Below are 23,140 nucleotides of genomic sequence, written 5' to 3'. Positions count from 1 at the left end.
ATTGCATCCGGTCGTATGTCTTGCTCTATATTAGTGGTCGTTTTAATTTAAGTAAGCGCTAGCTTTTCCGTGTAAGTCTCGGTAGACGTACTGAACATCCACTCTCCATTTTCTAACTTGTATGACTCGATAAGCGTTATCTTCCCACCATCGTTTCGTCGGTACGCCACAGTATGTATTTCTTTCGTTTCGCCAGTGCAGGACTCCCGAATCGAGAGTGCAATCATGGGGGAGTTGTGACGCTGTATAAAATCTACTTGGGTGCGGGTTAGGTTTATCGTAAGTTGGCTCATGTACTCTATTTAGTCCAAAGGTGATGATTGTCGCCAATAACTTACTCAGTAGCTTACGCCTCATCTACGCGTTCTATGTTTCATAATGTTATGTTTATTTCGGTTTCCGTCTTGTCTGGTGGTATTTGTCTGAATTTATTCATATAAATATTTCTATTGATGTTACATTTAGCTTATGTAACTCATTCTTATGCATGAAACGAATTCTGTTTTAAGCTCATATTGTTGAGTTTAGAGATTCGATGGACTTAATGAGCGAATCGGTTCAGCCATTCTCAGTAGCGTTCTAAGATCTCCGGATACAAGACTGACGGTTATTCCATGCCGTTTTCAGTGCTGGGCTTGGCAGACAAATTGGTTTTTCCGAGTTTAATATTCAGCGTCAGGTCATCGTTTTTTCGTCAGCATTCGTTTGTAGCGACATTGAAAACAGCAGAAATGGAAGGGAGAACGTTGCCCTATTTGTTGCATGAAGGAATGAAGAAATGATTGGAGAGGGGCAGGTATTTTACGACGAATATGACACTATGGCATTACGTGCTATTAATAACAGTAAGAACAGTAAGAACAGTAAGCAGGCGGTATATTTACCGCCCCTCAAGATGATATAAGGGAGCACCTAGACAGGGCTCGCCTCTTTTTTAGTGTCTAACTCGCAGTCTTCTGCAATGAACCCGCCAGTTTGATGAGCCCAAAGTTGTGCATAAATACCACCAGAACGAATAAGCTCTTGGTGAGTACCCTGTTCAACAACGCTGCCTTTGTCCAGAACAATTAAGCGATCCATTGCAGCGATAGTTGAGAGACGGTGCGCAATGGCAATAACCGTTTTCCCTTCCATAAGCTCATTCAAGCTGTGTTGAATTGCTGCTTCTACTTCAGAATCGAGTGCCGACGTAGCTTCATCCATAATAAGTAGAGGTGCGTCTTTCAATAGTACTCGTGAAATTGCAATGCGCTGTCTTTGTCCACCGGACAATTTTACGCCTCTTTCACCGACTTGAGCATCGTAACCCACATTACCAAACGGGTCGGTTAATGTATCGATGAATTCATGCGCTTGTGCTTGCCTCGTTGCCTTGAGCATGTCTTCTTCTGATGCGTCGGGGTTGCCATACAAGATATTTTCTCGAATCGAGCGGTGAAGAAGCGAGGTGTCTTGCGTCACCATGCCTATTTTAGCTCGAAGTGAATCCTGAGTGACTTCCGATATGTTCTGACCATCGATCTTAATGCTGCCACCTTCAACGTCGTGGAAGCGAAGCAGCAGGTTAACCAGTGTTGATTTACCCGCTCCAGAGCGTCCCACCAATCCGACTTTCTCGCCAGGTTTTATGTCGAGGTTAAGGTTGTCGATCACCCCTTTGTTTTCGCCGTAATGGAAACTGACATTATCGAAGCGGATGCCTCCTTGTTCTACATTGAGATCTTGTGCGTCTTTTTTATCTTCAATGGCGATGGGTTTGGATAGCGTATTGGCACCATCGACTACCGTACCCATGTTTTCAAATAGAGCCGTCACTTCCCACATGATCCACATCGACATACCGTTGATGCGCAAAGCGAGTGCTATGGCAATGGCGATAGAGCCAACACTGATGGCGTTATCCATCCAGAGGAAGATGGACATACTGGCTACCGCGAATACCATGATGTAGTTAGATACTTGAACACACACGTTGAAGCCGGTGACTAACCGCATTTGGCGGTGCACGGTATCCAAAAAAACCTTCATGCCTTGCTCGGCATACTCAGTTTCGCGTTTACTGTGTGAGAACAGTTTCACCGTGGCGATGTTGGTATAGCTGTCTACAATTCTGCCCGTCATGGTCGAACGCGCATCCGCTTGCTCTGCCGCGACTTTCTTTAAGCGTGGAACAAAGTAGGTTTGAATGCCGACGTATGCTGTAAGCCAAGCCAGCATGGGAATCATTAAGCGCCAATCAGCTTGTGCAAGAATCACAACGATTGATGTGAAGTACACCGACACATAGATGAAAACATCGCATGTCTTCATTACGGTTTCTCTCACAGCAAGAGAGGTTTGCATGACTTTCGTCGCTACTCGACCAGCAAAGTCGTCTTGATAAAAAGAGAGGCTTTGTTTCAATAAGTATCGGTGAGCCAACCAACGAATGGACATTGGGTAGTTACCCAGCATGGTTTGGTGAATAAGCAATGAATACACCGAAACAAGAATAGGCATGACGACGAGGAGCAAAAAGCCGAACCAAAGTAGCGTGTCTTTGTTTTCTTGCCAAAAGGTTTCTGCGTTACTTTGGCTAATTAGATCAACAAGTTGCCCCATAAATCCGAATAGAGAGACTTCGATAACGGCAACTAAGGTGGCAAAAATGGCCATAATGACCAATGGGACTTCGTACCCTCTCGTATAATGACGACAAAAAGCGAAAATGCCTTTTGGTGGTTGTTCTGGCTCATCCTTGGGAAAGGCCTTCGTAAAGCTTTCGAACAGTTTGAACATACTTCCTTCCTAATAGAATACGTCCCGCTGCCAATAAGGGCAGTGGCTTATTAGCGCAACTGGTTATTTTGTTAAATTTAAGGTGATCGACTCAAAGAGGAGAGGAGCTCTTTCATTCGAAACTTAGCTATTTAAGAGATATCAAGGTAATGACTTGAGGTAGCTAAGGAAAATTCAGACGTTCTCTGTGCACAAAAGAACATCCTAACCATTTACTCTACACCAACCTCATGGAAATGTAATCAACTTAATGCATTTGTTAGTTTGTCGATCGTAACATTAACTTGTTATTAATCAATAGCATTTACTGAGCATGGATTCGGTATGGGAATCGCGAAATGCATTGGCTGGGTAAGTGATGCTGGTTAATATGTGATCGAAAAGTGCGTTCAGTTATATTTTTGGTGAAATTGATAAATGGCAGTGAATTGTTGGTTTCTGATTTCTTAATTTTAGGTAATTACAGTGAAATGATAGTTAACATTGTGTTTACAATTCAAGGGTGTTCCATCAACGTTGCCAGGGAAAATATGTTTCATTCTCCTAATCAAAATGTCGACTCTCTGTTATGCAGTGAGCAAGGTGTCCAGAACGCCAACTGTGTTGTGATGGTTCCACCGAAAGAATTTGCGTTTAATGCACAAACTGCCGTGGATAATGAATTTCAAAATGCAGTCGATGAATCAACAGAAGTGATTCGCGAAAAAGCAATGGCAGAATTCAAAGCGATGGCAAAAACATTGCGCCAGAATGGCATTCAAGTCGTGGAATTTGATTACCCTGAATCGGTGATTGAAACGCCAGATGCTGTTTTTCCGAACAATTGGTTCAGTACGACTCGAAATGGCGAGTTTTTTACATTTCCTATGGCGTGTGAAAACCGAAGACACGAAGTAAGAACGGAAGCCCTTGTACAGGCGCTTGAAAAAGCGGGCAGGAACGTTCGTTCAACTAACAACAGTCTTTTAAGTTACACAAATAAAGAAGCGTATTTGGAAAGTACGGGCGTGATGGTAAAAGATCATATAAACCGAACCCTTTATGCTGCGTTATCCCAGCGGTGTGACCGAGAAGTGCTCGAAGATTACGCGAAGCAAATTGGCTATGACCGAGTGATCAGTTTCCAAACCGCCTTACCCGAAACTGGCCACCCAATTTATCATACCAATGTGATGATGGCGGTCGGTGAGTCGTTCTGTGTGATTTGCGATGAAGTGATCCCCGAGTACGAAAGACGTTTTGTGTTGAAATCATTAGCCAGAGATCGCCAAGTCATCTCTATTAGCATTGAACAAATGAACCAGTTCTGTGGCAATATTTTGGAGTTGCAGTCGGTTAATGGTGATAAGTTAATCGCGATGTCGCTGTCTGCATACAACGCATTTAGTGAAGCACAAAGAAAGCAGCTCGCTCAACACGGCAAACTGCTTCCATTTGATGTCGGAACCATCGAGACGATTGGCGGTGGGAGTGTACGCTGCATGTTAGGAGAGGTCTTCCTTTCTCCTCGAGTCGCCATGCTTTAACGCTAAGCGGCTTTCATCACGACCTGATTTTTACCTGCTTCTTTTGCTCGGTTAAGTGCAAGATCCGCTCTTTCGATGGATGAGCGTTGATCTTGCCCAGCTTTCGTTAACCCGATACTGACCGTGATATTCAGTTCCTTGTCTTCGTACATGAAATCTGTATTTTCTATTTCATCTCTCAGATGCTCAATACGTTCAAAGGCTTCTTGCGCCGTCACCGCATCAAATAATATACAGAACTCTTCCCCTCCCAAACGGGCTACACTGACTCCAGATGGTGCTGGGAACAATGCGCTCATTGTTTTTGCTACCTCAATGATGATCCTATCTCCACAAAGATGCCCATTGTTATCATTGATGGATTTAAGGTCATCAATATCGATAAACGCGATGTAGCGATTGGAGTGCTCGACAGGTTGATTCAGGCGAGAATAGAAATACTGCTTATTGTCTAATAGAGTCATGCCATCTTTGTTTTTGAGCTGGTGGCTAAGAACAACGTTAGAGAGAGAAATTTGAGTGAAATCTCTGACAAGAAGTATCAACGTTCGATAAGTTGGAATCGCGCAAGACAGGTAAATCACACCTAACAATTTGTCTTTAACGATAAGGGGAATTGTATAGTGGCGTGAATGTATTTTTAACGTTTGAGCAAGTTCATCGCCATGTTTCCCCAATGTATAGCTAAGGCTTTTTTGGTTAGCTAATTTGTCGGCTAAGTGTCTATTCTGCAATACAACGTTGGTATTTCCATGATAGTCGATTGTTGAAAAGGTGTGTTGCTGGTGGTCATATAAACACAGCTGAAGACCGTTATGGTTAAAGAAGCGGCGAAATAGGGTTTTGAGTTGGTTTTTGAAACTCAAAAGATCCGGCGCCATATTCAGTTTTGATAGTTCTCGGTTTAACTGTAATGTAATGTAGTTCACCGCAGCCGTTAGAAACAACAAAGAACAAAACATGATAGCCGTCAGGCTAAATTGGTAAGAATTGGCGAGAATGTCCGCTTGCCCAGTGCCAGAAACAAATACCCACCCTAAATCGTTATCCGCATAAAATACCGAAATTTTATGGTCATTCTTGTAATAATATTCAACGCTTCCGAAGCGAATGCCATTGTTTATTTGTTCTTCAATACCTGCCCTATAGCTGATTGAACGTGTTCCAACGCGTTGTGGATCTGGGTGAAATATTAACCGTTTTTCTGTGGAGTCAACGACAAAGACGTAACCGTGGTCTAAGGTTTTGAGATCTTTAAAATGTTGTGTCGTATAAAAGAGATCGAATTCAATCCACACATTAAAGAGCAGCTTAGGGTTGGCATGTTTTACTGCAAAAACCCAATGACCAGGCTCCTTTTCGTAAATAGAAGAAACATAAAATTTCTCACCATAGCTGTGGAGTTTTTTCCAGCTGAGATTTTCAGTTGAGCTATTTGTTAAAGAAAAGCTGCGATGCGAACGGGCGTTATCTTTGGGTTCTGCATGAAGAATAATATCTGAGTATATGGGAGTTTCTAGCAAGATCTGCTGAACGACTTTTTGATAAGCCCCAAAGCCTTTTTCCAGCCACGTCTGTTCCAAAATGTAGAACTTGCTCACCGTTGATTCTAGGTGTGCTTGTATCAATGAGCTGGCTGTACGAATATTTGCCTGAGATTGTCGATATGCTTGGTTTTCTGTTTCCTTAAGTTCTTGATATGCCATATATAACATTACAATTATCAAGATGATGATAAATGGACGAATGAATTTTATTAGTATTTTTGGTAAAGCCATAGACGTTGTTTTTATTAAAATTTGGAAGTAGATCCCATTTTTGAGTTCGCCATCTTAGACTTAAATTAAGCGTGTATCAATGCATATCGACTGGATGTATATGGAGGGGGTGTAACTTGTCCAAAAAACAATGTGAGCCTATTTATAAAATAAGTGTTTTCTGCATGCCCAAGTCGTTTCACGGCGCAATATGCACTATGAGTGACTTGGGCATGAAATCGGCTTAGTTGTGAAGAATCATGAGTGTCATGGGGGGAACCCACTGCTCGCCATGCACTTTTTCATCAAGTTTTCGGCTTAAAGAGGTATCACAAATGACTTGCCAGTGTTGATCCTGAGAGGCTGGTAATGTGTATCTTGCTGGGACACTTGATTGGTTAATCAGATACAGAAGCTCCCGACCATCTGCACCGATTCCCATGTGAAGAGCGATAGCGCTGACAATGTTCCAATCATCATGGGACATCACTTCACTGTCGGTCCGGAGCCACGTGATTCGGTTGTCGTTTCGGGAATCGCCACTAAACGCGCGTACAAATGGAAGCATGTACTTATTTCTTGCTGCAACCAGCATCGCCAGCCAATCTTTGAAGTGTTTCTGACGTTCAGACAGCTCCCAGTTTAGCCAGCTGAGGTCATTATCTTGGCAGTAGGCATTATTGTTACCGCCTTGAGAGTGAGAAAGGAGATCAGCCGTTAGGATATGAGGAATGCCAAAACTAAACAGCAAGCTTGCCATGAAATTTCGCTTTTGTTTCTCTCTCATGGCGTTGATCAACATATTATTTGTGTCGCCTTCTACACCATAGTTTGAGCTGCGATTGTCTCCATGACCGTCTCGATTGCTTTCGCCATTTTTTAGATTATTTTTGTGTTGATAAGACACCAAATCTTGCAGTGTGAAGCCATCATGGTAGGTGACGTAATTGATCGTAAGCTTCTCCGGCCAACGGCTTGCAGAGTAAATGTCTCTTGAACCCATGAGACGTGTGGCAAACTCTTTAAGGTAGCCTTGATCACCACGCCAAAAGCTACGGCAAACATCACGAAATTTGTCGTTGCATTCATTCCAACCATCAGGAAAGCCGCCGACTTGATATCCATTTGGACCGATATCCCAAGGCTCGGCAATCAACTTGGTATCGCGAAGAGCAGGATCTTGTCCTACGGCTTGAAAGAATGAGGCCTTATGGTTGAAGTGGTCTCGATTTCTACCCAGTGTTGCCGCGAGGTCGAACCGGAATCCGTCTATGTGGTATTCCTGCACCCAGTACCTTAGCGTGTCCATAACTAAATTGAGGGTAGGTTGGTGTGTTAAGTCCAAGGTGTTTCCACACCCAGTGTAGTTTGAGAAATGACCATTATGGGCGAGGTAGTGTGAAGGGTCGAGTTTCTTAAGATTAAACACAGGTCCGTCAGCGCCACCTTCGGCTGTATGGTTGTATACCACATCCAAAATCACTTCGATGCCGTGGCGATGAAGCTCTCTAATGGCCGTTTTCAGCTCCTTAACGGCATCCTCCTCTGCGTATCTTGGGTCTGGAGCCATGAAGACAAATGGGTTATATCCCCAGTAATTTGTCATGCCTTTTTCAAGCAAGTTCGGCTCGTGCATGCAAGCAGCAATGGGCAGTAGCTGAATGGTGTTGATGCCTTGTTTTTGGTAAAACGCGAGCATATCTTTGCTTGCTAATGCGCGATAGGTTCCTCTTTGAGTTTGAGCGATTTCAGGGTGTAACTTGGTTAACCCTTTGACATGTGTCTCGAACAAAATCATCTCTTCATGGGGACGTCTTGGGGGCGTAATGCCTTGCCAGTCAAATTCAGAGGACGTGACGACGCTTTTCGCTAAACCCCAGCTTTTTTCTGCGGTATACGGTGGGACATAGTGCAGAGGTTGGCTTAATGCTTTTGCATAAGGGTCGGAAATCAATATCTCAGAATCGTCAAATGGCACAATAAAGCCATAGTGTTGTCCTAGCTCTACGCCTTCTAGGTAGATGGCTCTTATGCCTTGTCCAAGGTTTTGAAGTGGGTAACTGACAAATTCGTTGTTTTTATCGAACAAGGCAAGACGAATATCCGTCTCGTTGGGGGCGTGAACGGCAAAGTTGCAACCTGTCGAGTCTGGTGTCGCTCCGAGTGGAAATGGGCGTGCTCGTTTTTTATCCATGGTTAACTGTATTTCTATTCTTTAATTTCAAGATCAGAGCAATGCCATCACTCCGAAACACTTAGATTATTCAGATTCCAGTGCATTTCATTTCAATATGACGAGTCGATAAGAGTTCACGTACATATTGATATGCATGAATTTGAGTAGTGATTTAAGTATGATTTTTAATGACCATACGTCAACCTTACTGAGCATTCTTTTTTAGAGAAGAAATATTTCCCATTCACCCGATATACGAGGTGTAATCTTGAGCATGCTCTCGTTTGGTATGGATTGATTTGGTTATTTTTTGATGAAATTCTTTCGCGCAAAGTGTTGAAACAGTGTTCAATTGTTCAGCCTGCACTCAAAGATTTATAGAGTAACTGACTGATTTGTTTGAGCTACAAAGGTAAAATCGTCATTGCAACGCTTTTTGTAAAATTCCCCCTAAAAAAGCCCATTTAAAAACGGTACAATACAGCTTGTATTTATCACCAGCAGTTTCCTATGAATTTAATGACCATTGCCATCAGCGCTTCCGTGATCTGTCTCGTACTCGTCGGAATCGGCATGATGTCAATCAGTAGCCGAAAGCGTGCTGAAGAGCAGGGAAAAATCGCTCGAGAAGCAGCATACAGAAAGGCAATGGAAGCGTCTAAGGCAAAAGATCATCAAGAGCGTGTTTATAAAGCAGAAACGGGTCATGTCCCCACTCAGCTGTTCCTAGCGAAAGAAACGGAAATAGGGAATCCTAGAGAGGCTTTATATTGGTATGAGCGTGCAGCAAACGCCGACAATGAAATTGCCATGTACAGCGTGGTTCGCTTGTGCAATCGCTTTAGTGATAATCACATGATGAACCTTAAAGGAAAGTATTGGAGTAAGGTGATAGAAGCGAGGAACGGTGACAAGCAAGCTCAGTTTGAAGTGGGCTTGTGTTTGTTGAAAGGCCACGGTATCGATCAAGATTTGCAAAAAGGCATTGAGTTAATTCAAGAGGTGGCCGAAGAAGGCAATATTGACGCTCAGTTGTACATGAGTGATTGGTACGTTGCGGAGTCGAACCCAACGCCTAACGACACTTTAGCCGCAGAATGGAGTTACAGAGCGGCGAACCTCGGCTCAATAGAAGGAATGATTCGTTTAGGTCGTCATTATGCAGAAGGTAAGGGTGTTGAGCAAAATCGTACTCGCGCTACCTATTGGCTTGAATGCGCTGCCGAAATGGGGAATGGGCGAGCCCAATTTTATGCGGGTGAGCTTTGGGCTGATACGAATGATCAAGGTAATGCACTGGCTTATATTTGGTTTTTTCTTTCTGCTCATTCTGGTTTTTCAAAAGCCAAGAAGCGCCGTGATGAAATTGGCAATTTGATTGGAATCGATGCGATTGTCGGTCTTCAAGGGTTAACCAAACCCATTCTATCAAGGCTAGAGGAAGGAAAGATCAAAAGACATTCGATCATCAAAGCATTAAACAAAATGTATAAGCGTGAAGAATATTTTCCTGAGATTCACGGTGATGAATTTGTCGTGAGAACGTTAGAGAAAGAAACTGAAGAACCCAGTAAGCATAACGATTTCACCTAAGGAATAAGCCAAGATTAGGTGCTCTTTCTCTTTCCAGATAAACGATCCAATACACGTATTGATGACCATGCCCCGCAATTGCGGGGCATTTTTGTTTGTTATGACTGTCTATCTAAAGATTGGCATACTGCGGCGGTGAACACGACGTCGGTGGAACTGTTCAATGCGGTTTCAGCAGAGTCTTGAATGACACCAATGATAAACCCAACGGCCACGACTTGCATCGCAACATCATTTGGAATACCAAATAGCCCACAAGCTAATGGAATCAAAAGTAATGAGCCGCCAGCGACACCAGAGGCACCACATGCGGATACCGCTGCGACGATAGACAGAAGCAAAGCTGTCATTACATCAATTTGAATGCCCATAGTGTGTACAGCGGCAAGCGTGAGCACGGTGATGGTGATGGCAGCCCCCCCCATATTAATGGTGGCGCCTAAAGGAATAGAAACAGAATACGTATCTTCATGCAGCTTAAGCTTTGAACACAAATTCATATTGACTGGAATATTGGCAGCGCTGGAACGAGTGAAGAACGCTGTGACGCCACTCTCTCGTAAGCACGTTAGAACAAGGGGGTAAGGGTTTTGTTTCGTCTTAGCATAAACAATCGCTGGGTTAATGATCAGCGCCATAATGCACATTGACCCCAACAAAACGGCCAGTAGCTTTGCGTAGCCGAAAAGTGCGTCAAAGCCGGTGGTTGCAAACGTAGAGGCGACAAGACCGAATATACCAAGCGGCGCTAGCCTAATGATAAAGCGTACGATCTGTGAAACACCCTGACTTAAATCTTCAAAAACCGCCTTGGTGGTATCGGAAGCGTGATGCAGTGCGAGCCCCAACGCAATAGCCCAAGCTAAAATGCCGATGTAGTTAGCATTCATGAGTGCGCTGACTGGGTTGTCCACCAACTTAAACAAAAGCGTGTGTAGAACTTCCGCTATGCCCTGTGGAGGGGTTGCGCCTTCTGCTCCAGCAACCAACGTCAGAGTGGTTGGGAAAACAAAGCTCATTACAACAGCGGTTAACGCAGCAAGGAACGTCCCCAAAAGGTACAGCGCTATCACTGGCTTCATGTTTGTGTGTTGATTTTTCTTTTGATTGGCGATAGAAGCGGCGACAAGAATGAAGACTAAAATGGGGGCAACCGCTTTAAGAGCACCGACAAAAAGATCGCCAAGCATACTGGCTTGTATTGCGGTATCTGGTGAGGTGATTGCGAGTGCAACACCAAAAGAAATGCCGAAGAGTATCTGTAAGACAAGATTTCCGTTTGTTAACCGTGATAACACGGATGAGTTGTTCATAATCTTTCCTGTAATGCAATAAATTTTTGGCTCAAGCTAGTTTTAGGAATACGCCCGCTGCTTGAGTATTTAGCTATGAATGTCCGAATGCTTTGTTTCGGCGGGGCGATCTTATCGATTGAAGTTTTATTGTCTAGGTTAATCCGGTTATTTATGTTTAAAATTTGATAAAATACGATCTAACTAGGTATTTATTTTGTTAATTGGTTAAGTGATGTATACAGCTTGGTCACTTTCCATTGAACAATATCGGCGATATCGCTTTTGAAAGTCTTGTGTGGAGAAGAGCACTGCCATCAAGTGGTAATGAAAAAGAGGCTGGAACGTTTAGGTGTTGGCGTCAGCTTGACAGAAAATGGACGGGTTGCAGTATCGAAGTGTGTAGGAAGCTGAGGCTAAATGGATTGCTTTAGCCTAGCCAATATGTCAGCCGCTTGATCGAACTGAAAACTATCCAGCAGCTCCCTCATTTGATTGAGTGGGGATGCATCGCCAAGGTTGTATTTTTGCAATTCTTCAACAATCGTGAGCGCTTTTGTGTCTGCCTCTAGCAAGGCCGTGTTTAGCTGGTCCAGCAACTTGTGAAAATTGCTGTCGATAGTGATTTTGTCCTCTGGTTTTTCTTCCGCTTCATGAATTTGTGCATTGACCATTTCCACAAACGCCATCATTTTCTTTACATTATCAATCGATAAGGCTTGTCCGTTCTTTATCTCTTTTTCCATTCGAGAGGAATGTTGATAAAGGAAATCGACGGAAAGATTGGCTGATGCGCCTTTTATGGCATGCAGCTTGTCTTTGGCTTTTTCTAATTCTTGCTCGTTAGCCAAATGCAACAGCTCTTCCATATCGTTTGTTTGCGATTTAAAGAAACGTTTTAGCGTCGAGAAATAGATTTCAGCATTGCCGGATAACCGATGCAATCCTGCTTTCAGATCGATGCCTTCTATCTCTGGAAATGTATGCTCTGAACTCATTTTATTCTCCGGTTGATTTGCATGACCATTTAAAGTTCTTGGCGTCCGATGGTTTGCCTTAGGTTTATGGCTTTCCTCAGGTTTATAGCTTTCTTTAGCTTGATAGCTTTCCTTAGATATACAGCTTTCCTCAGATATATAGCTAGACTGGTTTTGGGTGAATTCGGAAATTTTTGCTAAAAGCCCAGGCACATCCACGGGTTTGGCTAAATGGGCATTCATTCCAACATTCAGACACGCTTCCACATCCTCACGCATGGCATTTGCTGTCATGGCCAGTATCGGTAGAGTGGTCTTATCGTAACGCTTTCGAATTTCTTTGGTAGCCGTTAGACCGTCCATTACAGGCATTTGCATGTCCATCAAAACCAGGTCGAATGTGTGCTTGTCTAATAAATCGAGCGCTTGTAAACCATGGTTTGCGATGCTGACTGTGGCCCCTTCTTTTTCGAGTATGGTTGATGCAATTTCTTGGTTTGTGATGTTGTCCTCCACTAACAATATCTTGGTTCCAGAAATATTAGGCACAGCTTGGTTTTCTGTGGGTTCTTTCAGGTCGTTTGGGGTTATGTAACTGCCCAACACGTCGACAATGGTGTCGAGCAAATTGGACGGGGAAATGGGCTTTAAGACGAGCCCATCAATAAGGTGACCATATTGGCTATTAATATCGAGTTGATTGCCATAAGCGGTGATCAGAATTATTTTTGCATTTGGGCAAAGTTGATGTTTGATAATGTGCTCAATGGCTTGTATTCCGTCAATTTGAGGCATTCTCCAATCCACTAAAAGTAGGTCATAGTGTTTTGTCTGTTGCTTAAGCATCTGGTATGCATCTTTTGCGTTCGATGCGACGTCGACGTCAAACATCATGTCGGTCAGCATGCTTGCCACGATAAGCCGAGCGGTATCATTGTCATCAATAACCAATGCACTTTTATGTTGTGTCATGAGATAGCGTTCTTGAGCTTCAGCTTTTTCATTGACTTCCAGTTCCAATTCAAACCAAAAATGGGAGCCTGCGCCATATTGGCTGCTCACCATAATTTCCCCTCCCATTAGCTGAATTAATTGCTGGGATATGGAAAGCCCTAGCCCTGTCCCGCCGTACTTACGGGTTGTGGATGTGTCCCCTTGATTAAAGGCTTGGAAAAGATTGTTGATCTGCTCTGGGGTCATCCCTATACCAGTATCTTCTACAGAGAAACGCAAAACAGCGAGGTTGTCGGTTCGCGCTTCCTCGGAAACGCTCACGATCACCTCACCCCGTTTCGTAAACTTCACGGCATTGCCGGCTAGGTTGATGAGTACTTGCCCTAGCCTTAATGGATCACCGGTCAGTCGGTTCGGGATATTGGGTGAGACATTAAAAATAAGCTCTACGCCTTTATCTTCAGATTTTCCTGACAATACGTTGGCTAGGTTATCCAGAACTTTATCGAGACAAAACTCAGTATTTTCAATTTGCAGTTTGCCTGCTTCGACTTTTGAAAAATCCAGAATGTCGTTGATGATGCCCAGAAGTTGTTTACTGGCATCATCAATTTTTTCAACGTAAACGCGCTGTTGTTTTTCCAAGCCGGAAGAAAGAACGAGGTGAGTCATCCCCATAATCGCATTCATTGGCGTTCGGATTTCATGGCTCATATTGGCTAAAAAGTCGCCCTTAATCTTGCTGAGCTTATCTGCTGAGTCTTTTGATTCAATTAAGGCGCGCTCTAGCTGTTTGGTCTTAGTCACATCCATAAAGGTACCGACAATACCCATGATCCCATTGTTCTGGTCGTAAAATGGCGCTTCGTAAACGATCAGATCTCGTTCTTCTCCATTACCATTGGTGAGCATCATTTCAAACTCAATGCGTTTTGTCCCTTGGAGCAGTTCTAACTCGTGGCGTTTAAGTAGGTGTACCGTGTCGTCGTTAAAGAGTGTCTCGATATGGTTTCCAAGCACATCATCTACTTTTAACCCCATGAATTCGCAAAACTGCTCGTTCACACCAAGGTATTCTCCTAATCGGTTACGATAATAGGTTGGGTTAGGAATGGAATCGATAATGTGCTGATTGAGTTCTAATTGCCTTTTGACTTCTTGTTCCGTTTCTCGTTGTTGTTCTATGTTCAAACTTAATTGAAATGCGATGCTGAAATTCTCGACCAATTCGTTGAGGATTCTCAGGTTGTTTCTATTCAGCTTTATGGTGGTCCCTATCTGTATTACCCCTAGTGATTTATTGTTGGCTCGTATGGGAAACGCGTGAAGTTCGAGTAACTCCATGGTCATTTCACCCATACCAATTTTCAAGGGTGCCTGCGAAGTGGCTTCAACCACTAGATGTGTACCGCTTTCTAAGCAGTAATATGGCAGTGTGTCGTTTTCGGGGGTTGGATCATAAATGTTTCCCAAACTGTTAATGGAGACTAAGTCACCGCGTTTGTTTTGATAAAAAGTGATGAGTGGAAATGAGAAATGCGTGTTTAAAAACTGTTTGGTAGCGGATATCACGTCGTCAAGCTGTTCTTTGCCACGGATCACGTCGTTATAATTTTGAACGGTTTGCCTTATTTTAAGCTCATATCGTAAATTAAAGAGTAACGAATTGATGGCACTGGAAAATGCACCTAGCTCTCCTCTCACTCTCTCGCTGAGTGTGAAGTCGTAGTCTTGGTCATTCACCTTCGAGATGACTTGATGTTGCATTCTTCCAAGTGGCGCGATGTAGACTAACCAAAGTAATGCAAAGGATAAAATTAAGAAAAACCCGAGGATCAGAACACCGATAAACAATATTCTGGAGTTGTGGTCGACTTCTTTTTCTGCTGACATTTGTTCATCGTTTAGCCTATCTATACTGGGGAGATAAGCCGATTCAATAGCCGACATTATTTTGGATTTTTCATCAAAATAGTTTTGTCCATAGAGAAGGGAAAGTGCGTTCTGTTTGCTTTGAGCGGTCGCCAGCTCGATTTGTTGGAAGGCCGCTTTTTCTAACTCAACGAGTTTCTCCGACTTAGACAGTGCGTTAGCAAGTGAATTGATTTCACTGTCAGACATGCCGGCTTTATGAATGCGTTGTAAGAATGTGTCACCGACCATTCCTTGGGTGAGGGGCGCATTTAAATGAGGATCCGTCGCGAGCACATCCCAATAGCTAAACTCGTGCCCTGTAGGAAGAGGAGCTCTTCCGTCTCTGACATCCAACACCCTTTCAAACAGCGTTTTCCACTTGATGTCACCTGTTACTGCGTAAGCGCGTGCGAATTTAGTTAGATTATCAGAGCTTTGCTTAAGCTCACTTCCCATTCTTATTAAGTTGACTTGATCTTGGAGAATTTGTTCTTCTTCCTTGAAAACATCTATTGTTCGATCGACGACAAAGATGATACTCATGTTTACGATAAACATGAGTAAAAACAATAGATTGAATAGAGCCTTCATTTTCATGGCATTACAACGCTACGACAGAAACACAACTCTAATTAGCATAGTTAACAATGTGTACTTTACCCAACAAGACAACTGCTTGATTTCAGAAATTTTAATTTGGCTTAATCACTCTCATTTTCCTCGACTATACTTGACTTAAAAAATGGGGTGTTACGTGATCTATGTATGAACTTTTGATTGTCGATGATGTGGCGGAAAACCTAAGGATGTTGCAGCTTATCATGCAGCAACCAGAGTATCGTATTCGTGCCGCAACCAGTGGGCACATTGCATTGAAGCTGGTGGAAAAACAAAAACCCGACTTGATAATTTCAGACATTAAAATGCCCCGGATGTCGGGAATTGATTTATGCAAAGTTTTAAAAGAGAGCACCGACACAAGTGACATCCCCGTTATATTTGTCAGCGCATTTACGGACGTCGAGAGCATTGTTGAAGCGTTAGACGCTGGCGGCGTAGATTACATTTCTAAACCGTATCGCCCTCAAGAAGTCTTGGCGAGAGTCAAGACGCAACTTACGCTTCGTGAAGCGCAGAAAAAACTCCTTAAGAAAGAGCTCACCTCCGCACTCAATAACTTGGTTGTTGGGGTAGCAAATGAAATTAATACGCCATTAGGGACGAGCATTCTAACGTCTACTCACATGAGAGAAACCATCTTGAATTTTGAGCAACAGTTTCGGGATCAAAAGGTCACCAGCTCGAAATTGAAAGACTTCATTATTTTCTGTCACGATAGTGTGGATCTTAATTTGAATAACCTCAATCGTGTTGCCGACATGATGGAAATGTTTAAATCGATTTCGGATACCGAAAATGAAGTGCTCATTGAAGAGGTTCATTTAATTAAAATCATCGAAAAAGTGATTGCACATTTCCATGCCAAATTGGCAGAGGCAGGCGTTATGGTTCGGTTGGATGGAGAGAAAGAAGTCCTCCATACGGATGGAAAACTGCTTGGCATAGTGTTCAACAATTTGATTGAAAACTCTCTAGTTCATGCCTATCCAAACGCAGAAGGGAAAAGGAATATTCATGTGTCATGGAAGAGATCGGGTCAACATCTTACGATCACTTACTGGGATAATGGGGTGGGCGTTGAAAACGAGATTTTGACGGATGTCGTTCGGCCGTTTTTTACCACAAAACGTGGGCGAGCAGGGCATGTTGGTTTGAGTGCAACCGTCGCGGCGAACATCATTAATGCATCACTGGCGGGTAATGTGAAGATAGAGTCGGATGATAGAGGCTTAGTTTGGCAAATGCAGCTTCCGCTTGAACTTTAAGTAACGATCACAGCCCAGAGTAAGGTTAATAGAAGTAATTGAATCAATGATCGACTCATCTACCGCTCGTTGCTCCTTCATTAAAGCGCAACCTAGAGATATTCCTAATATCAATGCCTTGATCTTTGATTCAAAAGCGTCTTGGGGGTACAGCTCGGAGCAAATCGAGCTATGGCGTACAGGGCTGACCATTACAGAAGCGTGTTTTATGCACCGTCATTTTTACAAAGGCGTGACGCCCGACGGTCTATTATGCTGTGTGTATTCCTTTAGCCACTCTGAAGGTAAAGTGTTCGAGTTAGAAGATTGCTTTGTTTCCCCTCTGTTTATTGGTTTGGGTTTTGGCAATCAAATAATGAGCGATGTGTTGACTCGAATAATGGCAGAATCGGCAGAAAAGCTGATCATTGTTTCCGATCCCAATGCCGTGGGTTTCTACCAAAAATACGGCGCCACACAAGTGGGTGTGTATCCATCGTTACCTGAAGGGCGTCAATTACCGATTTTAGAAATTGTACTGCCCCAAAAGACTTAGATTTCATACCGTGAATTCAAATGAGATGAGTAGCCAAAGAGGGCACTAAGCATTGTGACTTTACTTGGGAGAGAGGATATCTAAGAAAAGCTTGAACAGGTACGGGTTTAAATGATGCCCACGTAATCCAAGCTAATTGCATTATTAAGATAGCCCCTAACTTTTGTTTGATTTTTATTGGTGTTTTTTTAACAAGTTAGTTACCATTTGAAAGCTATGGAAATGAGCACGATGAACACTAAAAAATTTGGACAACAAGGAGGTAATATTGGACTATCAAACCATACTATTTGATTTGGACGGCACACTCATCGAACCCCGGCAAGGCTTCATACGGTCCATAAATTATTCGCTGCAAGCACACAACTTCCCCAGTTACCCAGAGCAGCACTTACTTAACTACATCGGCCCTCCTCTAGACCTCACATTTTACGATATTACCAAGCAAAACGACCCCAAACTCATCCAATCTCTTGTCGACAAATACCGCGAACGCTACTCTGAAATCGGATACAAAGAAAACACCCTTTACACCGGCATCGCTCAAACTCTTAAAGCTCTGCACCAATCCCAGCGATTTACACTCGGTCTTTGTACATCGAAACCGTCAAATTACGCCAGCCAAATCCTCGAAATGCATGGCCTTCGAGATCTCTTTGAGTTCGTTGATGGTGGTGATGTTGGCATTGAAAAGTGGCAACAGCTGGAATCGTTAAAAAAGAAAGGGGTCATTACATCCCGTTCTTTGATGATAGGGGACCGAGCCGTAGATTTAACCGCCGCGCATAAAAATGGATTAAGTAGCGCGGGTGTTCTTTGGGGGTACGGTTCGAAACGCGAACTCACGGCAGAAAATCCGAAGTATTTGTGGTGTAAGACGCAAGACATATTAACGCTGTTGGAGCATCACTGCTCTGGGTGTTATTGAGTCGTTCTAGAGCCATTTGGGGATAGATCCCTCAGCGCTTTAAAAAACCGTTATAATGTCGCGTCATTTCTAGTGAGATTCGTTAATGAGTGAAGAGATTGAAGTCGAGGCGTTAGGGGTTGAGGTGTCATCTCAGCCGATAGAGCTCTATAAGGTATTAAAAATCGCGAATGTGGTGAGCGGTGGCGGTGAAGCGAAATACGCCATTGCAGAAGGTTATGTAGCAGTGAATGGTGAGCTAGAAACTCGAAAGCGTCGCAAGCTTTACGATGGTGACTTGATTGAATTCAATCAGGAGTATTACGTTGTCATTTGCGATGCGCCAGTATCAGAGCCTGAACCAAAAGAAGCGAAACCCGTAAAACAAGAAAGCCGTAAGACGAGGTCTTCCAACAATAAAGAAACGGCTTCGGGTAATAAAAAATCGGGCTCTGCGAATAAAAAGAGTGCGAGCAATAAACAAAAAAATAAAGAACAACCCGCAGAAAAACCAGCCCAATCGCCTCGCGACCAACAGACAGGGCGTGGCTCGATAAAGTTTTGATGGAAAAGTGTTATATAAATAAAACAAGAAAGGTCTGACTATCCGTCAGACCTTTTTCGTTCTGGGTCGCTATTTATTATCAGAGCTACAGAGAGGGTATATCTCTCACAAAGCGAAGATTGGCATGAGGCAGCCAAGTCGAATTGACAATGTCAATGGAATAACCAAAATGAACGCCTCGATAGTCATTTGAGCTGGATTCGTAGCTTCTTGTCGAACTCAGGAAACTGAAGTGTTTTGCAATAATCTGCTCCATCTTTGTTCGCGGCTTGAAATCCGCCATGTGATTGTCTAACACTTCTTGCCATGTATCTGGAAAGTGTTCCTTATAATGGTCATACACTCGATCGTACTCTTCCTGAATTTCCACTTCGTGAATGGACGAAAGCGTTTGTTCTAGCTCTGCTGTTGTCACGTTAACGTAGTGGAAGTCGGTATAAATGCTGGGAGAGCAATTGGGTTGGTAAATGCTCAGTAACTCATTTGCGTTTGGGATCCGCCATAGGTTTGTGGTTTCACCGAGGCGAGTGTTTTCGCCATTAACAAGGCTGACCAACGAGGGTTTGTTTTGGTCTGCATCTCTTTCAGCCGCATTGAGTGCGCTGCCTTCACACTGACCCGTTGACGTATTAGATGCGTGTCCATACAGGCAGTATTGCCATTGTAAGCCTGTTGCATGGTCATTGACGACTCTTACCATACCAACATCTGTATTGATGGTTTCTTGAGTGAACCGACCTACAGGCGCTTCATGGGATGCCCCATTAACACAAGAGGGTATGAGCCTAGGATCCACTTGAGCATTGACAGAAAAGCCGATACCTACACCGATAAATAGAGTGATTATTGCATTAAGTTTCATCGTAAATCCCTTTTTATTGTGCTGATGTATTGGTATTGAAGCCATCACTCACCAACATGATGTAATGTGGTTCCCACATGTCATGGGCACTTCCTGACAGATGCAAGTCAGGTCGTAGTGTATGTGCCTTATCGGCTTCTATTTCTTGATCATTTAACCAGAAGGCATGATAAATCTGAGTGTAATTTTTTTGACCGACAGAGTTTGACCATTCAATGGTTGAAGAACCAAATCCAGAATAGAATGGGAAGTAGCGGCTATCCCAGTTGGCTCTGTTTTGTCCTTTGTAATCCATTAATGCATAAGTTTCGTCTGTTTCAGGAAGACGCCAGTTACTGAGCCCACAATGCTTCGCTTCGTTCATCCATTTGATCTGGTTTTGAACATTGCAAATGGCCGTTCCTGTTTCTAGTGCTCCCGTTTCTGGGTTATAGCAACTGCCGTTGAACGGGACACGATCCTCAGTAGGGAACGTCTTATAGGCGAATAAAGATCGGTCGTCGTTAAGTGTGAAGGCATCGGTGTCTTTGATCTGAGCTTTGGTTTCCCAGACAAGCCCTGTGTCTTGGTCCACTACACAGGAAAACTTAGATTGTTTGAACGACAGATCTTGTCTGGCTAAGGACTGCCCTTGTTCGTCAAGCTTAAGGTAGCGAGAGCTCGCCAATCCGTCTTGATCGCTATTGAACGCCTTGCCTGCCAGTGGGTTACAGTGTGAGTTGCTGTCACGCCCATGGTTTGCGTCGCTGCCTTCTGGTCCCATTAAAATATGGGTGTCGGCAACAAACTTTTGCCCTGGCATGTATTCCAAGAGGGCACTTGGCGTACCAGAGTTTGGAATGATCTGAATGTAGTATTTTTGCCACATTTCAAGGCCGTTCAGGGTTAGCGAGTCTGATTGAATATTTTCCGCTCTAAACTCCGCTTGTGCTTCATCCGTAAATGGGGTTTTCGACCAAACGACGGTGTAGTGGCTAGAAGCTTCTACTTCTTTCCAGTTAACGGTGACCCAAGGTTTGTTTTGCGCATCTAACCCTTTGCCTTTTAGACCAACTCGAACAACCTGATCCACCGCAACCGTATCCAAACACACAGGGCTGATAGGTGAGTTTTCATAAACAAGCACATCTGCGCCTGGTACTTGATTCTCAGTGTAGAAGCTTTTGTCTAATTCTGAATGTAAAAGCAGTTGAGTCGCCGCTTGGGTAATATGCGACACATTTTTATCTGGGTGAGCAAGCAATACTTCTCCCAAACCTTCATTGTCACCTAATCGCTCATACAGTTTGGTGTAGTCAGGAAGGATGTTGTTGTCCGACCACATGCCATATTCTGCCGCTAAATTTATATTGAGCAACGTTAGCAGTGAGCGGTGGAAATCGGCTTCATCCATTAAATCGATAGAGTAACCAAATAATACCCCTTCCGCCTGAACAGCGGCTAATCCCGCAAATACTTCCACCATATCGCGTGGCAATGCTGCGACCCCAGTCTTTATTTCCTCTAAGGTTTTGGGTACATAGTCATAAGTACCACCGTACGAATTGAGTGTCGCCTTTTGTAACAGTACCGTTTGGGCTGTTGCCACATAGCCTACATTTAACCGGTCGTACTCTGTTTCAGTTAATACGCCATCGGAGTTGGCATCGAGTGTCACCAGTTCACAGAAAGAGCCAAGCAGTGAACGCACTTCAGCGCCTGAGATTGGATCGTAGATGACCACCGTCAGGTTATCTTGCATGTTATCCCACGTGTAAGTTCCGCGTTGACCTGCACCGGGCTTACAAGCATTAAAGGTATCGGCATCATCTGGCAGAGTAACGGTTACGGAAAATCGGCTTTGGTTCACTTGGCTTATTTGAGTACGTCTGTTCCCGTGTGAATCCATCAGCGGTGTATCGATGATTCTTGGTGGGTGATACTTGCCATACTGCGTGTAGTAATACGAATCCGGTTCAGGCTTCGCTTTTGTGCCAAGTTTTATGGCGAGTTTCGCCTCTTTGAAAAGGGAAGGGTAACGTCCTTCGATAACCAATGACCTCTTGGGCTTCATGTCTAAGAACGCTGACATCAAAATGGACTCGTAGTTTGTGTCGGCTAACTCTTTTATGGCCTTTTCAAACCGAGCTTGAATATCAGCCTCTTCCTGAGAAGTCAGAGCGATGGAATGAGGTTGCAACATCGCTTTATAGGCATCGAAAAGTGCAAGATCGGGTTCTTTTTGAAGTACCTGAATAAGATCAGAAACAATGTCCGCCAGTGGTTGGTCGGGCGCAGGTATTGGTTGATTTCCTAAAACATCGTTTCCTTCTGTGTCTTTTTCAGGTTGTTTTGGGAACAACTCGGAAGCCACCGCAGCAAGTTCAAAAACCAAGTTCTGATCGTAAATCAATTCGCCTTTCAGTTTGGCTAAATCGGCTCTAGGGACACTGATGGTGACAACTTGGTCGTACTCGTGTTTTTCCGCCACTTGGAACATTTGGTAAATGCCAAGTTGAATGGTTCTGTCCACCTCTGGTGTGCTTTCGTTCGCGCTGATGCCAATCTCTTGCAGTTGTGCGATCGTCAAAACAATCGGAATGGACGCTGGGTATGCTTTTGGATCGCTCCAAGATTTACCAAGATCGGTGTTGTGTTCTTTCACCCTTGCTCTCACGGTGGATAATTGGTCTTGATTAAGATCCACAAAGCGAGTCGCTTCCGAAATCATTACAAGTAAATCATTGCGTTTGGCGTTGGCAGGGGTGACGTTTAGTGCGGACGGAATACGCGTTTCGAGTTCGGATAAAACGGTATCCATCGTCGACGAAATAGGGTTAACAATCAAAAGACCGTATTCATCAGAGGTGATTAACCCGTCTTCATTGAGATCTTCACGCGCCAACTCTGAAAGGCTCGCCAATTCTTGTTCAATCAGTATGCCCTGAGGCATGCCTTGTGGAGCGTAGCTTGCGGTTAACTTCAGAGGGAGATCGTCTGGCCATTGATCCGTTCTAAGTTTAAATTCATACCCTCCACTCTCTGAATCAGAAAGCTGAGAGTCACAAACCTTTCCTGCACAAATCTTCACGGAATACGTGTTACCAATGCCTTCAAATATATTTCCGGACAAGACAAACTCTTTCACTGCCTTTGTGCCTGTCCCACTGGCGATAGTGGTTTTGTTGTCGCCGGAATCACCTGATCCACCCCCACAGCCCGCGAGTGCAAGACTGACGGCAGCAGTGACCGTGTGTTTTTTAAATAGCATTTTCATTCCCTTTCGTTAATCAAAGAATTGGCGTAAAAATTGGACCTGCACAGTCTCATTATTGGGACTTATTTAGAGTCGAGAATAAACATAAATGAGTGATTGTGTGGTGTATGGTTCTGTACAGTTGTCCGTATGGTATATAAATGGCTACTAAAGAGCGTAAAT

At 43.7% G+C, this 23,140-nt stretch carries 14 protein-coding genes; 6 read left to right on the top strand and 8 right to left on the bottom strand.

Annotated features, from left to right (window positions below; all coding sequences use genetic code 11):
• Positions 1 to 47 precede the first annotated feature (47 nt).
• Together HC752_RS04500 and HC752_RS04495 are read right to left on the bottom strand one after the other, a co-directional pair.
• Entirely contained in the window at positions 48 to 293 is a 246-nt protein-coding gene (locus HC752_RS04500; protein WP_190333934.1) for a hypothetical protein, read from the bottom strand.
• Positions 294 to 912: 619 nt separating this feature from the next.
• Positions 913 to 2,778, bottom strand: coding sequence for an ABC transporter ATP-binding protein (locus tag HC752_RS04495; protein WP_190333933.1), 1,866 nt, complete (start codon positions 2,776 to 2,778; stop codon positions 913 to 915).
• A 530-nt stretch (positions 2,779 to 3,308) separates the two neighbouring features.
• Here HC752_RS04495 and HC752_RS04490 point away from each other — a divergent pair.
• Entirely contained in the window at positions 3,309 to 4,304 is a 996-nt protein-coding gene (locus tag HC752_RS04490) for an arginine deiminase-related protein (protein WP_190333932.1), read from the top strand.
• A gap of 2 nt (positions 4,305 to 4,306) precedes the next feature.
• Here HC752_RS04490 and HC752_RS04485 read toward each other — a convergent pair whose 3' ends face one another.
• Both HC752_RS04485 and glgX read right to left on the bottom strand, forming a co-directional pair.
• Complete coding sequence (locus HC752_RS04485; protein ID WP_238930408.1) at positions 4,307 to 6,010, bottom strand: sensor domain-containing diguanylate cyclase; 1,704 nt, start codon at positions 6,008 to 6,010, stop codon at positions 4,307 to 4,309.
• 295 nt (positions 6,011 to 6,305) lie between these two features.
• The gene (gene glgX / locus HC752_RS04480; protein WP_190333930.1) at positions 6,306 to 8,255 is read right to left on the bottom strand and encodes a glycogen debranching protein GlgX; all 1,950 of its coding nucleotides are present in this window, start codon (positions 8,253 to 8,255) and stop codon (positions 6,306 to 6,308) included.
• A gap of 492 nt (positions 8,256 to 8,747) precedes the next feature.
• On the opposite strand from glgX, the gene HC752_RS04475 reads away from it, so the two are divergent.
• Positions 8,748 to 9,830, top strand: a complete 1,083-nt coding sequence (locus HC752_RS04475; RefSeq protein WP_190333929.1) for a tetratricopeptide repeat protein — start codon at positions 8,748 to 8,750, stop codon at positions 9,828 to 9,830.
• A 98-nt stretch (positions 9,831 to 9,928) separates the two neighbouring features.
• On the opposite strand, the gene sstT is transcribed toward HC752_RS04475, so the two are convergent.
• The gene (sstT, locus tag HC752_RS04470; RefSeq protein ID WP_190333928.1) at positions 9,929 to 11,143 is read right to left on the bottom strand and encodes a serine/threonine transporter SstT; all 1,215 of its coding nucleotides are present in this window, start codon (positions 11,141 to 11,143) and stop codon (positions 9,929 to 9,931) included.
• A gap of 395 nt (positions 11,144 to 11,538) precedes the next feature.
• Positions 11,539 to 15,525 carry a response regulator gene (locus HC752_RS04465; RefSeq protein ID WP_190333927.1) on the bottom strand — a complete coding sequence of 1,329 codons (3,987 nt, stop codon included), beginning with the start codon at positions 15,523 to 15,525 and terminating at the stop codon, positions 11,539 to 11,541.
• A 203-nt stretch (positions 15,526 to 15,728) separates the two neighbouring features.
• On the opposite strand from HC752_RS04465, the gene HC752_RS04460 reads away from it, so the two are divergent.
• The 4 genes from HC752_RS04460 (at position 15,729) to HC752_RS04445 (ending at position 18,860) form a co-directional block, all read left to right on the top strand.
• Complete coding sequence (locus tag HC752_RS04460) at positions 15,729 to 16,853, top strand: hybrid sensor histidine kinase/response regulator (RefSeq protein ID WP_190333926.1); 1,125 nt, start codon at positions 15,729 to 15,731, stop codon at positions 16,851 to 16,853.
• A gap of 46 nt (positions 16,854 to 16,899) precedes the next feature.
• Positions 16,900 to 17,388: a GNAT family N-acetyltransferase gene (locus tag HC752_RS04455; RefSeq protein ID WP_190333925.1), complete on the top strand. Its 489-nt coding sequence runs from the start codon at positions 16,900 to 16,902 to the stop codon at positions 17,386 to 17,388.
• Positions 17,389 to 17,656: 268 nt separating this feature from the next.
• Complete coding sequence (locus HC752_RS04450; protein ID WP_190333924.1) at positions 17,657 to 18,316, top strand: HAD family hydrolase; 660 nt, start codon at positions 17,657 to 17,659, stop codon at positions 18,314 to 18,316.
• A gap of 85 nt (positions 18,317 to 18,401) precedes the next feature.
• Positions 18,402 to 18,860 (top strand): RNA-binding S4 domain-containing protein, encoded by a 459-nt coding sequence (locus HC752_RS04445; protein ID WP_190333923.1) that lies wholly within the window; start codon positions 18,402 to 18,404, stop codon positions 18,858 to 18,860.
• An 85-nt stretch (positions 18,861 to 18,945) separates the two neighbouring features.
• Here the strand turns inward: HC752_RS04445 and HC752_RS04440 are convergent, their stop codons facing one another.
• Complete coding sequence (locus HC752_RS04440; protein WP_190333922.1) at positions 18,946 to 19,722, bottom strand: DUF1566 domain-containing protein; 777 nt, start codon at positions 19,720 to 19,722, stop codon at positions 18,946 to 18,948.
• 13 nt (positions 19,723 to 19,735) lie between these two features.
• Entirely contained in the window at positions 19,736 to 22,972 is a 3,237-nt protein-coding gene (locus HC752_RS04435) for an Lcl domain-containing protein (protein WP_190333921.1), read from the bottom strand.
• Positions 22,973 to 23,140 lie beyond the last annotated feature (168 nt).

It is taken from the genome of Vibrio sp. S9_S30, assembly GCF_014694455.1.
In the GTDB taxonomy this organism is placed as follows: Bacteria; Pseudomonadota; Gammaproteobacteria; order Enterobacterales; family Vibrionaceae; genus Vibrio.
Note: the sequence above shows the minus strand (reverse complement) of the source record. Positions and strands in the feature narration are given on the sequence as shown.

What these genes read in the sequence shown, in the direction of transcription:
- HC752_RS04460 (WP_190333926.1), top strand. Translation starts at nt 15,729, where the DNA reads ATGTATGAACTTTTGATTGTCGATGATGTGGCGGAAAACCTAAGGATG.
- HC752_RS04440 (WP_190333922.1), bottom strand. Translation starts at nt 19,722, where the DNA reads ATGAAACTTAATGCAATAATCACTCTATTTATCGGTGTAGGTATCGGC.
- HC752_RS04500 (WP_190333934.1), bottom strand. Translation starts at nt 293, where the DNA reads ATGAGCCAACTTACGATAAACCTAACCCGCACCCAAGTAGATTTTATA.
- HC752_RS04475 (WP_190333929.1), top strand. Translation starts at nt 8,748, where the DNA reads ATGAATTTAATGACCATTGCCATCAGCGCTTCCGTGATCTGTCTCGTA.
- HC752_RS04435 (WP_190333921.1), bottom strand. Translation starts at nt 22,972, where the DNA reads ATGCTATTTAAAAAACACACGGTCACTGCTGCCGTCAGTCTTGCACTC.
- HC752_RS04495 (WP_190333933.1), bottom strand. Translation starts at nt 2,778, where the DNA reads ATGTTCAAACTGTTCGAAAGCTTTACGAAGGCCTTTCCCAAGGATGAG.
- HC752_RS04455 (WP_190333925.1), top strand. Translation starts at nt 16,900, where the DNA reads ATGATCGACTCATCTACCGCTCGTTGCTCCTTCATTAAAGCGCAACCT.
- HC752_RS04465 (WP_190333927.1), bottom strand. Translation starts at nt 15,525, where the DNA reads ATGTTTATCGTAAACATGAGTATCATCTTTGTCGTCGATCGAACAATA.
- glgX (WP_190333930.1), bottom strand. Translation starts at nt 8,255, where the DNA reads ATGGATAAAAAACGAGCACGCCCATTTCCACTCGGAGCGACACCAGAC.
- sstT (WP_190333928.1), bottom strand. Translation starts at nt 11,143, where the DNA reads ATGAACAACTCATCCGTGTTATCACGGTTAACAAACGGAAATCTTGTC.
- HC752_RS04485 (WP_238930408.1), bottom strand. Translation starts at nt 6,010, where the DNA reads ATGGCATATCAAGAACTTAAGGAAACAGAAAACCAAGCATATCGACAA.
- HC752_RS04490 (WP_190333932.1), top strand. Translation starts at nt 3,309, where the DNA reads ATGTTTCATTCTCCTAATCAAAATGTCGACTCTCTGTTATGCAGTGAG.
- HC752_RS04445 (WP_190333923.1), top strand. Translation starts at nt 18,402, where the DNA reads ATGAGTGAAGAGATTGAAGTCGAGGCGTTAGGGGTTGAGGTGTCATCT.